Annotated in this window: 14 protein-coding genes; 2 read left to right on the top strand and 12 right to left on the bottom strand. The window is 70.5% G+C overall.

Going from position 1 to position 11,826, the window contains the following annotated elements:
- From nuoB to ASD84_RS22745, 5 genes are all read right to left on the bottom strand, one after another.
- Nucleotides 1-287, bottom strand: a 287-nt coding sequence (nuoB, locus tag ASD84_RS22760; RefSeq protein ID WP_156394695.1) for an NADH-quinone oxidoreductase subunit NuoB, incomplete at its 3' end; no start/stop codon positions are given.
- 4 nt (nt 288-291) lie between these two features.
- On the bottom strand, nt 292-390 hold the full coding sequence (gene ndhC / locus ASD84_RS25890) for an NADH-quinone oxidoreductase subunit A (protein ID WP_162251587.1): 99 nt from the start codon (nt 388-390) through the stop codon (nt 292-294).
- Nucleotides 391-392: 2 nt separating this feature from the next.
- Nucleotides 393-748 (bottom strand): NADH-quinone oxidoreductase subunit A (locus tag ASD84_RS22755; RefSeq protein ID WP_156394696.1); only part of this gene is annotated, 356 nt, incomplete at its 3' end.
- Between the two features lie 166 nt (nt 749-914).
- Entirely contained in the window at nt 915-1,373 is a 459-nt protein-coding gene (locus ASD84_RS22750) for a hypothetical protein (protein WP_056716085.1), read from the bottom strand.
- Between the two features lie 8 nt (nt 1,374-1,381).
- Entirely contained in the window at nt 1,382-2,071 is a 690-nt protein-coding gene (locus tag ASD84_RS22745) for a demethylmenaquinone methyltransferase (RefSeq protein ID WP_056716082.1), read from the bottom strand.
- A gap of 94 nt (nt 2,072-2,165) precedes the next feature.
- Between ASD84_RS22745 and ASD84_RS22740 the strand changes: the two genes are divergently transcribed.
- Nucleotides 2,166-3,116 carry a L,D-transpeptidase family protein gene (locus ASD84_RS22740; protein WP_082573997.1) on the top strand — a complete coding sequence of 317 codons (951 nt, stop codon included), beginning with the start codon at nt 2,166-2,168 and terminating at the stop codon, nt 3,114-3,116.
- A 14-nt stretch (nt 3,117-3,130) separates the two neighbouring features.
- On the opposite strand, the gene ASD84_RS22735 is transcribed toward ASD84_RS22740, so the two are convergent.
- From ASD84_RS22735 to ASD84_RS22710, 6 genes are read right to left on the bottom strand one after another with little or no spacing between them, the layout of a single operon-like run.
- The gene (locus tag ASD84_RS22735) at nt 3,131-3,805 is read right to left on the bottom strand and encodes a hypothetical protein (RefSeq protein ID WP_056716079.1); all 675 of its coding nucleotides are present in this window, start codon (nt 3,803-3,805) and stop codon (nt 3,131-3,133) included.
- Nucleotides 3,806-3,847: 42 nt separating this feature from the next.
- On the bottom strand, nt 3,848-4,486 hold the full coding sequence (locus tag ASD84_RS22730) for an MBL fold metallo-hydrolase (RefSeq protein ID WP_056716077.1): 639 nt from the start codon (nt 4,484-4,486) through the stop codon (nt 3,848-3,850).
- Nucleotides 4,487-4,496: 10 nt separating this feature from the next.
- A complete protein-coding gene (locus ASD84_RS22725; protein ID WP_056716073.1) occupies nt 4,497-6,362 on the bottom strand; it encodes a Na+/H+ antiporter in 1,866 nt (621 codons plus the stop codon).
- 2 nt (nt 6,363-6,364) lie between these two features.
- Nucleotides 6,365-8,029 carry a 2-succinyl-5-enolpyruvyl-6-hydroxy-3-cyclohexene-1-carboxylic-acid synthase gene (menD, locus tag ASD84_RS22720; protein ID WP_056716069.1) on the bottom strand — a complete coding sequence of 555 codons (1,665 nt, stop codon included), beginning with the start codon at nt 8,027-8,029 and terminating at the stop codon, nt 6,365-6,367.
- Nucleotides 8,026-8,976, bottom strand: a complete 951-nt coding sequence (locus ASD84_RS22715; protein ID WP_056716063.1) for an o-succinylbenzoate synthase — start codon at nt 8,974-8,976, stop codon at nt 8,026-8,028. The genes menD and ASD84_RS22715 overlap by 4 nt, the downstream gene beginning before the upstream one ends.
- Nucleotides 8,973-10,001: an AMP-binding protein gene (locus ASD84_RS22710; protein WP_056716058.1), complete on the bottom strand. Its 1,029-nt coding sequence runs from the start codon at nt 9,999-10,001 to the stop codon at nt 8,973-8,975. The genes ASD84_RS22715 and ASD84_RS22710 overlap by 4 nt, the downstream gene beginning before the upstream one ends.
- 37 nt (nt 10,002-10,038) lie before the next feature.
- On the opposite strand from ASD84_RS22710, the gene ASD84_RS22705 reads away from it, so the two are divergent.
- Nucleotides 10,039-11,358 (top strand): MFS transporter, encoded by a 1,320-nt coding sequence (locus ASD84_RS22705; RefSeq protein WP_056716196.1) that lies wholly within the window; start codon nt 10,039-10,041, stop codon nt 11,356-11,358.
- On the opposite strand, the gene ASD84_RS22700 is transcribed toward ASD84_RS22705, so the two are convergent.
- Nucleotides 11,339-11,794, bottom strand: coding sequence for a MarR family winged helix-turn-helix transcriptional regulator (locus tag ASD84_RS22700; protein WP_082573995.1), 456 nt, complete (start codon nt 11,792-11,794; stop codon nt 11,339-11,341). The two genes, ASD84_RS22705 and ASD84_RS22700, sit on opposite strands and share 20 nt — an antisense overlap.
- Between the last annotated feature and the right edge of the window lie 32 nt (nt 11,795-11,826).

The following is an 11,826-nucleotide window of genomic DNA, read 5'->3' as shown; positions in this document are numbered from 1 at the left end:
CACTTGGGCTCYGCCATCTGGTCGTAGATCTGGCGCAGGACGGGYGCCATCTTCTGGCTCACCCGGCCGGCCACGATCATCAGGTCGGCCTGGCGCGGGCTGGCCCGGAAGACCTCCATGCCGAACCGGGCCAGGTCGTACTTCGGACCGCCCGAGGTCATCATCTCGATCGCACAGCAGGCCAGGCCGAACGTCGCGGGCCAGAAGCTGGCCTTGCGCATGTAGCCGGCCAGTCCTTCGACCGTGGTCAACAGGACGCCGCTCGGCAGCTTCTCTTCTACACCCATGGAACTAGTCCCAATCCAATCCGCCGCGGCGCCAGACGTATGCGTAGGCCACGAAGACCGTGGCGATGAACAGGACCATCTCGACCAGGCCGAACCACGCCATGNTAGTCCCAATCCAATCCGCCGCGGCGCCAGACGTATGCGTAGGCCACGAAGACCGTGGCGATGAACAGGACCATCTCGACCAGGCCGAACCACGCCATGGCGTCCAGGTACAGGGCCCAGGGGTACAAGAAGATGATCTCGATGTCGAAGACGATGAAGAGCATCGCGACGATGTAGTACTTCACCGGGAACCGACCACTGAGGGCCTGGGGCGTCGGCTCGATGCCACATTCGTAGGAGTCGAGCTTCGCGCGGTTGTAGCGGCGCGGCCCGACGAGGGTGCTCATCGCCACGGACCCGACCGCGAACAACGCGGCCAGTGCGGCGAGAACCAGAACCGGTGTGTAGAGCTCCATGAGCCTCCCTCTCGTGACCTTGTGAACAGAATCACTAGTGGTGTGGCCCACATCCTGCCACTCCATCGAAGGGTCGCGACAGGGGGGTCGGTCAACCTGAAAGAGCGGCCTGACCTGCGGATTTAGGGCACGGACCGGTTGCCAAAATCAGGGCCTGGCGCGGGCGTCAGGAACGGGGCGGGTCGAGCCGCGTGAGCCACTCGTCGGGCATCAGTTGCCGCGGAACCATCATCGTCTGGCGCGAGAGTGCGTCCTTGAAGGTGACCATCACTGGTCCGACCCGCGTGCGGGTCATCCGGCTCCACGGAATCTCGGCCGCTCCCGCCGCGCTGACCAGGCGCAGGCCGGTGTCCTGTGCCTCGGCCGACGCGACCTGGCCGACCGGATAGGCGCCCAGGCCCATGCGCCTGATCCGGCGATGGATGACGACCCCGATGACGATGGCCAGGACACCCATTGCGGCGAGGTAGAAGATCACCGCGGCGATGCCGTAGGGCGAGACGACCAGCGCACCCCCTGCCCAGACGATCAGGACGACGAGAGCGGTGCGCTTCAGGAAGTCGAGACCCATCGCACGGATGAAGGCGTCGAGCTCAGCCTTCGTCGGGATCCAGTCGATGCGCAAGGGGATCCTCAGGCGGTGGCGCGGTGCATGGCGACGATGCCGCCGGACAGGTTGCGCCACTCGGGCGACTTCCAGCCGGCTGCACCGATCAGGTCGGCCAGGCCGCGCTGGTCGGGCCAGGCGCGGATCGACTCGGCCAGGTAGACGTACGCGTCGGGCGCGGACGACACCGCGGTGGCGACGGCCGGGAGGGCCTTCATCAGGTACTCGAGGTAGACGGTGCGCCAGGGCGACCACGTCGGGTGGCTGAACTCGCACACCACGAGCCGTCCGCCGGGCTTGGTGACCCGGCGCAGCTCGGCCAGCCCGGCCTGGGGGTCGACGATGTTGCGCAGGCCGAAGGAGATCGTGACCGCGTCGAAGGTGTCGTCACGGAAGGGCAGCTTGGTGCCGTCGCCGGCCGTGAAGGGCAGGTGCGGGAACTGCTTCTTGCCCACCTGCAGCATGCCGATCGAGAAGTCGCACGGTACGACGGTCGCGCCCGCGTCGCGGAACGGCTGGCTGGACGTGCCGGTGCCGGCGGCAAGGTCGAGCACCATGTCGCCGTACGACGGATCGACGGCCTCCAGCACTTCCTTGCGCCAGCGGCGGTCCTGCCCGAAGGAGAGGATGTCGTTGGTCAGGTCATAGCGCCGCGCGACGGTGTCGAACATCCGTCGGACATCGGCGGGCTGCTTGTCGAGCTCTGCGCGGGCCACCGCGGAAGCGTACCTACGCGGCCCGGGCACCCTCGTCGGCGGGTGAGCAAAAGTCGTTCGCAACCAAGTGCCTCCTCGTGGCGTCTACATGGACATGAACACCAAGTTGCGCGTCGCTCGCCGGATCAGCCTGATCACCCTGCTGGCCGCCCTGTGCTCCGTACTGGCGTACGGCGTCGGCTGGGCCGTGCAGGAGGACGTCCTGCCGTGGGAGTCGAACCCCCGGGCCGCCGGTCCGATCGGCGAGCCCGCGGCGATGGACGACCCGACCGACCCGACCGACCCGACCGACCCGAGCGCAACACCCGATCCCGCGCCGAAGCCTAATCCGAAGCCGGAGCCGAAGCCGTCGCCCGACCCCGAGCCGGTCGAGGACCCGGGCCCGCCGCCGGCAGGACCGGCCCTCCTCTCCCCCGACGACCACGGCCCCGAGGTGCGCGACCTCCAGGCCCGGCTCAAGCAGATCGACTGGTTCAGTGGCGACGTCAGCGAAAACTACGGCGACCTGACGACCAAGGCCGTCCGCGGCTTCCAGGCCAAGCGCGGGTTCGAGGTCACCGGCGAGGTCGACCGGCGCACGCTCGACCGACTGCACTCGATGACCCGCGTACCGACCAAGGCCGAGCTGACCAACCAGCCCCCGCCGGGCAACGGCGGCAACAAGCCCGGTCCGCTCGACCCACGCTGCACCACCGGTCGCGTGATGTGCGTCGACAAGTCCAGCCGGACGCTGCGCTGGGTCGTGAACGGCCAGGTCCGCAAGACCGTCGACGTACGGTTCGGGTCAGCCGAGCTGCCGACCCGCGAGGGCGCGTTCCACGTGACCCGCAAGAGCCCCGACCACGTGTCGAGCCTCTATCACACGCCCATGCCGTTCGCGATGTTCTTCTCCGACGGCCAGGCCGTGCACTACTCGCCCGACTTCGCCGCGCACGGCTACAACGGCGCCTCGCACGGCTGTGTCAACGTCCGTGACCGCGAGGCCGTGGCGTGGCTGTTCGACCAGGTCCAGGTGGGCGACAAGGTCATCGTCTACTGGAGCTGACGAGTGGGCCCGGGTCAGTCCGTGGCGGTCTGCTCGAGGACGACGTCGAGGTAGTGCGCCGTCTCCTCGGGCGTCAGGCCGGTGCCGTAGACGTCGTAGGTCACGCCGTCGCGGTCGGTACGGCAGTCGACCTGGTAGTTGGCGCCGGTCGGCTTCTCGCCGGTGGGGATGCCGGTGGTGGGGTCGATCGTCTCCGACCAGGTCACCGAGCAGCGGTAGCCACCGACCTTCTTGAGGTCGTAGTGCGTGCCCGACTGGTCGATCTGGAACGGCCCGTTCGGGATGACCAGGCCCGCGTCACCGGGCACGATCGTCACGGCGAGTGTCGCCGGACGCGACGTCGCGTTGGCAGCGACGGTGGCCGGGACGTCGAGGTAGGAACGCACGACCGCGTCGTCGTAGATGCCGGCCAGGCGTTCCTTGGCCTCCTTCTCGCTCGACGCTGCTTCGGTCGCGAACGCCTTCATCTGTGCGACCGCGTCGGGCGTGGTGGCCTTGCCGTCCTCGGGAGTCACGGCGGACAGCGCGATGAAGCGGTCATCGAGACGGTCGGGGAGCTTCGGCAGGTCCGCGGCGTGCGCGCCCGGGTTCTCGACGACCTCGGGCAGGCCCACGCCGAACCCGACGGCACCAGCGAGAAGGACGACTCCGGTGGCGGCACCGGCAAGGGACGAGCGTGCGATCGGCATCGGGCCATCATGCCCGGTCTGCCTGAGAGCCCCGGACCCTGCCTACAGGTCGGAACCGTCGGGCAGTCGGACGTAGTCCAGTCCCCGAGCGCCGAGCAGGCGACCGAACTGGCCGTCGATGATGCCGAGCCCCTCTGCGGAGTAGACGCGATCGTGGATCGCCACGTTGCGGGCGGCGCCCACCGATCGGGCGAAGTCGACGCCCTCGCTGGCCCGCATCCACGGCGCACACACGGGCGCGAGGAGTACGTCGACGGGCAGGCCAGGAACGGTCAGCGCATCGCCCGGGTGGAACACGGTCTGGTCACCGACGGTCAGGACGTACCCGCTGTTGTGGAACCTCGGCAGGTCCGGGTGGATCACCGCGTGCAGCTCGCCGACCGCACGGACGCCGATCGCGCCGATCTTCCACACCTCGTCGGGGGCGACCACGGTCACGCGCTCCGCGACGTCCGGCGCGGCGTCGCGGATCTGCGCGGCCACGGCGGCGATCGTGAAGATCGGCGCGTCCGTTGCGCGCAGGTGCTCGGGGTCGTAGTGGTCGACGTGCTCATGGGTGATCAGCACGGCGTCGACCCCGTCAACGGCCTCGCGCTGGGTCCAGATGCCCGGGTCGAGAACCACCGTGGTGCCCTCGGTCTCGATCCGCACCGCCGCATGCCCGAACTTCGTCAGTCGCATGACGCCAACGCTAGCCGGTCTGGTGGTGCACGAAGCACCACCGCCAGTCCTCGCCGGGTTCGATCGAGCGCATGACCGGGTGCTGCTCCTCGCGGAAGTGCGCGGTGGCGTGACGGCCGGGCGAGGAGTCGCAGCAGCCCACCTGGCCGCAGGACAGGCACATCCGCAGCGCCACCCAGCGTTGCCCCTCGGCCAGGCACTGGGGGCAGGCGAGCTCGGTGGGCGGGTCCAGCAGGGGCGCTGCGGCAAGGTGCTCGCAGCCGTCGGACCGGTTGACGGTCGTCGTGCTCCGGAGCTCGGCGCGCTCGGCCTCGGCCGCGTCCAGCATGGATTCCTCGACGTCGAGCATGGCCAGTACCTCGCTCACGATCTCGGACGGAACGGTGCCGGTCGAACGGATCTCCAGCACCCGGCGACGCTCGGCGTCGATCATCTCCCCGCGCCAGCGCGCGTAGAGGTCGCTCGGGCTCTCCTCGCCCTCAGTGGTGCCGAGGCGTTCCCACGCGGCGAAGTTGCGTTGCTCGATGCGCTGGATGATCAGCTCCCGCACGGAATGCGGGTCCTTGCAGTCCTCGGCCAGCTCGTCGAGCTTGTGGAAGCCCGCCTTCGCGGCCTGCTGCAGCAGCGTGGCTCGGGCGAGGGCGTCGTCGTGCGGATCCGGCGAAGGCACGCGCAACCGCCGCGCGACCCACGGCAGGGTCAGCCCCTGGCCGAGCAGGGTGCCGGCCACCACCGCGAACGCGACGATCAGCAACACCTCGCGGTGCACGGTGTCCTCCGGGACGGTGAACGCCGCGGCGAGCGTGACCACGCCACGCATCCCCGCCCAGCCGATGAGGAACGAGTAGCGCCAGCTCGCACGCTCTCCGGTCACCGGGTCCGGGCCGGGGCGGATCAGCAGGTAGCGGGACACGAAGACCCACACCATGCGGAGCACGACGACCGCCACCAGCGTGGCGGCGCAGGCGGTCGCGATGGTGGCGACCCCGAACTCGCTCTCCTCGACCTCGGCGAGCAGCCAGTCGGCCTGCAACCCGATCAGCAGGAAGACCGTGTTCTCGAGGACGTAGGCGATGGTGCGCCAGTTGGTGCGCTCTGCGATCCGCGACTGGGCGGTCTGCAGGATCGGCGCCACGTGGCCGAGCAGCAGGCCCGCCACGACGACGGCGACCACACCGGAGGCGTGGATCTCCTCAGCGAGGATGTACGACGCGAACGGGATCACCAGCGAGATGGCGGTGTCCATCAGCGGGTCGGTGATCTTCTTGCGGAGGAAGCCGACCACGACGAAGGCGAGCACGCCGATGGCGAGGCCGCCGCCGGCGGCACGCAGGAAGTCGAACCCGACCTCCCACACCGTCACGGTGGTACCGATGGCCAGGACCGCCGTGCGCAGGGCCACCAGTGCGGTCGCGTCGTTGAGCAGGGACTCGCCCTCGAGGATCGTGACCACGCGACGCGGGAGCCCGATCCGTCGCCCGATCGCGGTCGCGGCGACCGCGTCGGGCGGCGCGACGACGGCGCCGATGGCCAGCGCCAGCGGCCAGTCGATCTCGGGAATGACGGTCTTGATCACCGCGGCCACACCGAAAGTGGTGAACGCGACCAGGCCGACGGAGAGCAGCAGGATCGGGCGCCGGTTGGCGTTGAAGTCGACGAGTGAGGTGTTGACGGCGGCGGAGTACAGCAGCGGCGGCAACAGGCCCAGCAGGACCACCTCGGGCTCGAGCCGCAGCTCCGGCACGCCCGGGACGTACGACGCCGCGACGCCCACCACGACGAGGGTCAGCGGGGCGGGGATGTCGACGCGTTCGGAGATCGCGGTGACGGCCAGGACGACCACCGCGATCGCAACGAGCAGGAGGGCAATGTCCATGGCTACGCCTCTTCAGGGGTGGTGGCGAGGGCGCGGACCTGCAGGTCCAGGTCGCGGCGGTCCACCCGGCTGATCGTCGCCTCGACGACCTCGATGCCACCGTTGGGACTGGCGAGCGCGTGCTCGAGCTCGGGGCGTGAGGTGACGCGCAGGTGCGGGATCCGGGCGGCCGCGCACAGGCTGGCGAGGTCCATGCCGTGCGGCGTCCCGAAGAGACGCTCGAACGACGCGGCGTGGGCGGGAGCGCCCTGCTCGAGCATCGAGAAGATCGCACCGCCGTCGTCGTTGGCGACCACGACCGTCAGGTCGGGACGCGGTTCGTCGGGACCGAGCACGAACGCCGTCTGGTCGTGCAGGAAGGTCAGGTCCCCCATGAGTGCGAGGTTTCGAGCCGAGTCGCGACGCCCGAGCGCTGCACCGATCGAGGTGCTGATCGTGCCGTCGATGCCGGCGAGGCCCCGGTTGGCGATCACCTTGCGGCGGGTGCCGACGGCCGGCGGTCGTGCCATCAGGTCCAGGTCGCGCACCGGGCTCGACGCACCGACCACGAGCAGCCCGCCCGCGGGCAGGGCAGCGAAGGTGGTCCCCGCGACGTCGTACGGCGTCAGGGTGGGCTGGTCCGCGAGCAACCGGTCGAGGCGGCGGCCGAGGGCGCGGTCGGCCTCCTTCCAGGCCTCGAACCAGGCGGGGTCGTCCACCTCGTCCTCGCCCCATCGCGGGTGGCTGGTCGCGATCGAGCCCTCAGGCTTCGGCGGCCACAGTCCGCGTCCGGGCACGACGAGCACCTCGATGTCGGGGCGTTCGAGCAGGCGCGTGACCGGTCGCGACAGGGTCGGGCGGCCGAACACCACGACGCGCTCGATCCGTGCGCCGAGGTCGGTGCCGAGGAGCAGGCGGTAGGTGCGCAGCGCGTTCTCGCCGGTGCGGGAGCCGCTCGTCGGCTCGGCCAGCAGCGGCCAGCCGGCGGCTTCGGCGAGCTGGCGGGCAGGTGGGCCCGAGTCGTCACCGGCCACCACGACCGTGCGCGGGCCTCGTTCGAGTGGGGGGCCGGGGGTTTCGAGGCTCGTCGCTGGAGCTCCTCGCACCTCAACCACCGACCCGCTGGTTGAGGTGCGAGCGTCAGCGAGCCTCGAAACCAAGGGCGACTCAGGAACGAGGGGGGCGTCGAGCTGGACGTTGAGGTGCACGACCTCGTGGGGCGGTGCGGCGACGGCGTCGAGCGCGGCGACGGTCGCGACGTCGTACGACGTCAGGAGGGGGCCGAAGATGCCGGCCTGCTCGGTGGTCTGGTTGGCGCCGGTGCCGCGCAGCCGGGCGGGACGATCCGCCGACACCACGACCAGGCCGACGCCCGCGTGGATCGCCTCGAGGACCGCCGGATGGAGGTTGGCGACCGCGGTGCCCGACGTGGTGAGCACGGCAGCGCGCGATCCACTCTTGGTCAGCCCGAGGGCGAGGAAACCGGCGGTCCGCTCGTCGATCCGGGTGTGCAGCCGGGCACCGCCGGCCTGCGCCGACGCCCACAGGGCCATCGAGAGCGGGGCGTTGCGCGATCCCGGTGCGACCACGACCTCGGTGACCCCGGCCCGCGCGAGCCACGCGACCAGAGCGTCTGCCAGGTCGGCGGCACTGTCAGCAGCGCCCTCGGGGGAGGTCGGGGAGGTCATGATCGACGATCCTCCCGCAGCGCGCGGACCGCGGCGAGCCTGGCCTCCCAGTGCTCCACCCGATCGGGGGCGGCAGCCAGCGCTGCGACCTGTTGTACGTCGACCGCTGGCCGATGCACGGGCAGCGCTCCGTCGACGGGGAGCAACGGATGCGCCACCACGTCCGCGGTGAGCAGCTGCACCGTGGCGAGGCCGCACGCGTAGGGCAGGTCGGGCAGCGCGGCCGCAAGGGCCACGCCGGCGGCGATGCCGACCGAGGTCTCGAGCGCCGAGGACACCACGACCGGCAGGCCGATCCGTTCGGCGATCTCCAGGCAGGCGCGGACTCCCCCGAGGGGCTGCACCTTGAGGACTGCGATGTCAGCGGCCTCGAGGTCGCGCACGCGGTAGGGATCCTCGGCCCGCCGGATCGACTCGTCGGCAGCGATCGGGACGTCCACCTGTCGTCGTACACGGGCGAGGTCCTCGACGGACGCTGTCGGCTGCTCGGCGTACTCCAGTCCGCCGGCGGCACGATCGAGGCGCCGGATCGCGAGGACCGCCTCGTCGACCGACCAGGCGCCGTTGGCATCCACGCGGATCCGGCCGTCGGGTCCGAGCGCAGCCCGCACCGCCTCGACCCGGGCCTCGTCGTCGGCGAGGGTCTGGCCGGGCTCCGCCACCTTCACTTTCGCGGTGCGACAGCCGCCGTCGAGCACGATGGCGTGCGCGCGCTCGGGACCGACCGCGGGAACGGTGACATTGACCGGGACCGAGGCTCGGACGGGGGCCGGCCAGTCGCCGGCGGCCGACTCCTCGGCACAGCGCAGCCAGGCCTCGGCCACGTCGGGCGGGTACTCCAGGAACGGGCTCCACTCACCCCACCCACCGGGTCCGCGCAGCAGCGCCACCTCGCGGACGGTGATACCGCGGAAGCGGGTGCGCATCGGGATCGCGACGACCTTCATGAGATCGCATCCTCGACCGCGATCCCGAGCAGGGCCTGCCGATCCGGCTTCCCGTTCGGGAGCAGCGGGATCTCGTCCAGCACGACGAACTGGCGCGGCGCCCAGGACCGCGGATGAACCTCTGCGACCCAGTCCCGCAGCTCGTCCACCACCGCGGAGCCACCAGGAACGACGAAGGCAACCACCCGGTTGCCCCACTCCGCGTCCGGCACCCCCAGCACCTCGACGGCCGCGATCGACGGGTGGGCCAGCAGTCGCTCGGCCACCGCCGGGCCGGGGATGTTCAGTCCGCCACTCACGATCACGTCGTCGATCCGCCCGGTCACGACGAGGTGGCCGTCCTCGTCGATGCGGCCGGCGTCGGAGGTGAGGAACCACCCGTCCACGAGCACCTCGCGCGTGAGGTCGGGCTGGTCGACGTACTCGGTGAAGAGCGTGGGCCCGGCGATCCGGATCCGGCCACCCTCGCCGAGCGCGACGGCCACTCCGTCGAGAGGGAGGCCGTCGTACACGCAGCCTCCTGCGGTCTCGGCGGAGCCGTAGGTGGCGACGACGTGCACCCCTGCGTCGGCCGCTCTGGCCCGCAGGGGGCCACCGATGGGTCCTCCGCCGAGCAGCACGGTGTGCGCGCGACGCAGCGCAGCGAGGTCATCGGCCGAGCCGAGCTTCCGGGTCAGCTGGGTCGGGACCAGCGAGACGAACCATCCCGTGCCCTCGGGCCAGCCACTGCGCTCGAGCACGACGGGTTCGTGGCCGGCCACCAGTGACCGTGCGATCACCTGGACGCCGGCGACGAAGGTCGGCGGCACCGCGAGGACCCACGGTCCGGTCGCCCCCAGCCGGGCAGCCGAGGCCCGAACGGAGGCCAGGAGGGCGTCGCGAGTGAGCAGCACCCGCTTCGGAGCCCCCGTGGAACCGGACGTCTCGACGACCAGCGCCGGCGCGGAGGGGTCCCCGTCGGACAGCCAGGCGCGCAGCTCCGCGACCACCTCGTCGGCGTCGCCGCGCACCGTCCAGAAATCCACCTGACAGACGCTAGCGGGAGGAGCGAGGATGAGCGCGATGACCACACCTGTCTCGGACACAGGCACGGGCAGGTCCGGCGCACTGCGGCGCCTGATCCCACCCACTCCCCTGTCGCGCCGCCTCGCCGTCCAGTCGATGCTCTTCTCGACCGGCGACGGTGCGTTCAACACCGGCAGCGCGGTGTTCCTCACCCAGGTGGTCGGGATGTCGGCGGGCAAGGTCGGGCTGGCGATCACGATCGCCGGGATCGCGGAGTTCCTGTTCGCCTACCCCGCCGGCCGGGTCGTCGACAGGCTCGGCCCGAAGCGGGTGTGGGCCGTGTCCACGCTGTTCCGGGTCGCCTGTTTCTGCGTGCTGCCGTTCGTCGGCTCCTTCTGGGAGTACGTCGCCCTGGCGGTGGCCTTCGCGCTGTTCGACTCCGCGGGCCATTCCTCCCACCATGCCTACGTCCTCGACGTGCTGCCCACCAAGGAGCGGGTCGAGACCCAGGCCTACATGTACTCCGCGCTCAACGTCGGCTTCACCCTCGGCGCGATCATCGGTGGCGTCGCGCTCGCCTTCGACAGCCTGGAGGTGATCCGCTGGACACCGCTGTTCGCCGCGGCGCTGCTGCTGGCGAACGCGTTCTGGATCACCCGACTGCCCGATGCACCCCACGACCTGCGTGTGGCCAGCGGCGAGGCCCGGGTGCGGCCAGTGGGGCCGGGTCCGATGAGGAACCGCGGCTGGATGCTGGTGTCGTTCTTCCTCGGCACGCTGTGGACCAACCAGGTGCTGCTGAACATCGTGATCCCGCTGTGGCTGGTCGAGGCCACCGATGCGCCCCACGTCCTGCTGGCGTGGCTGTTCGGCACCAACACGGTGCTCTGCATCTTCCTGCCGGCGTACACCTCGAAGGGCGTGCGGACGCTGGCGGACGGGCTGCGCTACGTCTGGATCAGCTCGGCGTTCTTCGTGGTCTCGTGCCTGATCACCATGGTCACGCACTCGACCGTCGGGCTGATCACCGTGCTGCTGGTGTGGCTCGGGCACGTGACGGTGACCGGTGCCGAGCTGGCTGTCTCCGGCGCCAGCTGGTCGTTCCAGGCCGAGCTGATGGATCCGAAGCGACGCGGAGAGTACCAGGGCGTCAACGACATCTTCAGCGCTCTCGGCTCCAAGTGGTCGCCTGCCCTCTACACGTTCCTCGCCCTCGAGTGGGGCGCCGAGGGGTGGCTCGTGATCGCCGGCATCATCGTCGTCGCGACGATCTGCATGGGCCCCTCGGTCCGGATCGCCCAGGGCTTCGCGCAACGGAACTTCCCGCCGGAGGACGATCCCGTGGCCGAGGAGGCCCTCACGCCGGATCCGGCGTGAGCATCTCCCTGACCCGGCCCAACACCTTGCGTGCCGTCTCCAGGTCGGCTGCACCGCACTCCGCCGCGAGCTCCTTCTCGAGCGCGATGATGTGGTCGAAGCCCGCTTGGGCGACCTTCTCGCCGTAGCCGGTGTAGCGGACGAGCTTCGCTCTCCTGTCCGACGGGTCCTCGACCATCTCGACGATGCCGAGCCGCACCAGGTCGCGCACCACCTCGCCCATCGACTGGCGGGTGATGCCGACCCGCGCCGCCATGTCGGCCGCACGCGCTCCTTCCGGGCCCAGCGTGGAGAAGACGGCGCTGTGGGAGAGCGCCAGCTCCGGGAAGCCAGCGCGGTGGCCGCTGGCGATCATGTCGTCGCGCAGCGCCCGTGCCGCCTTGTCGGCGAGCGCGATGAACGGCTCGAAATTCGGGCGGACCAATTCGCTTGACATTTGACAGGTTACCTTCCAATATTTGACAGGTC

This window comes from Nocardioides sp. Root682 (assembly GCF_001427795.1).
In the GTDB taxonomy this organism is placed as follows: domain Bacteria; phylum Actinomycetota; class Actinomycetes; order Propionibacteriales; family Nocardioidaceae; genus Nocardioides.
This window is presented reverse-complemented; position numbering and strand designations above follow the sequence as displayed.

Coding starts and splice junctions, on each gene's coding strand:
- menD (WP_056716069.1), bottom strand. CDS start 8,029: ATGACCTCCCCGACCTCCCCCGAGGGCGCTGCTGACAGTGCCGCCGAC.
- ASD84_RS22725 (WP_056716073.1), bottom strand. CDS start 6,362: ATGGACATTGCCCTCCTGCTCGTTGCGATCGCGGTGGTCGTCCTGGCC.
- ndhC (WP_162251587.1), bottom strand. CDS start 390: ATGGCGTGGTTCGGCCTGGTCGAGATGGTCCTGTTCATCGCCACGGTC.
- ASD84_RS22715 (WP_056716063.1), bottom strand. CDS start 8,976: ATGAAGGTCGTCGCGATCCCGATGCGCACCCGCTTCCGCGGTATCACC.
- ASD84_RS22740 (WP_082573997.1), top strand. CDS start 2,166: ATGAACACCAAGTTGCGCGTCGCTCGCCGGATCAGCCTGATCACCCTG.
- ASD84_RS22735 (WP_056716079.1), bottom strand. CDS start 3,805: ATGCCGATCGCACGCTCGTCCCTTGCCGGTGCCGCCACCGGAGTCGTC.
- ASD84_RS22700 (WP_082573995.1), bottom strand. CDS start 11,794: ATGTCAAGCGAATTGGTCCGCCCGAATTTCGAGCCGTTCATCGCGCTC.
- ASD84_RS22730 (WP_056716077.1), bottom strand. CDS start 4,486: ATGCGACTGACGAAGTTCGGGCATGCGGCGGTGCGGATCGAGACCGAG.
- ASD84_RS22705 (WP_056716196.1), top strand. CDS start 10,039: ATGACCACACCTGTCTCGGACACAGGCACGGGCAGGTCCGGCGCACTG.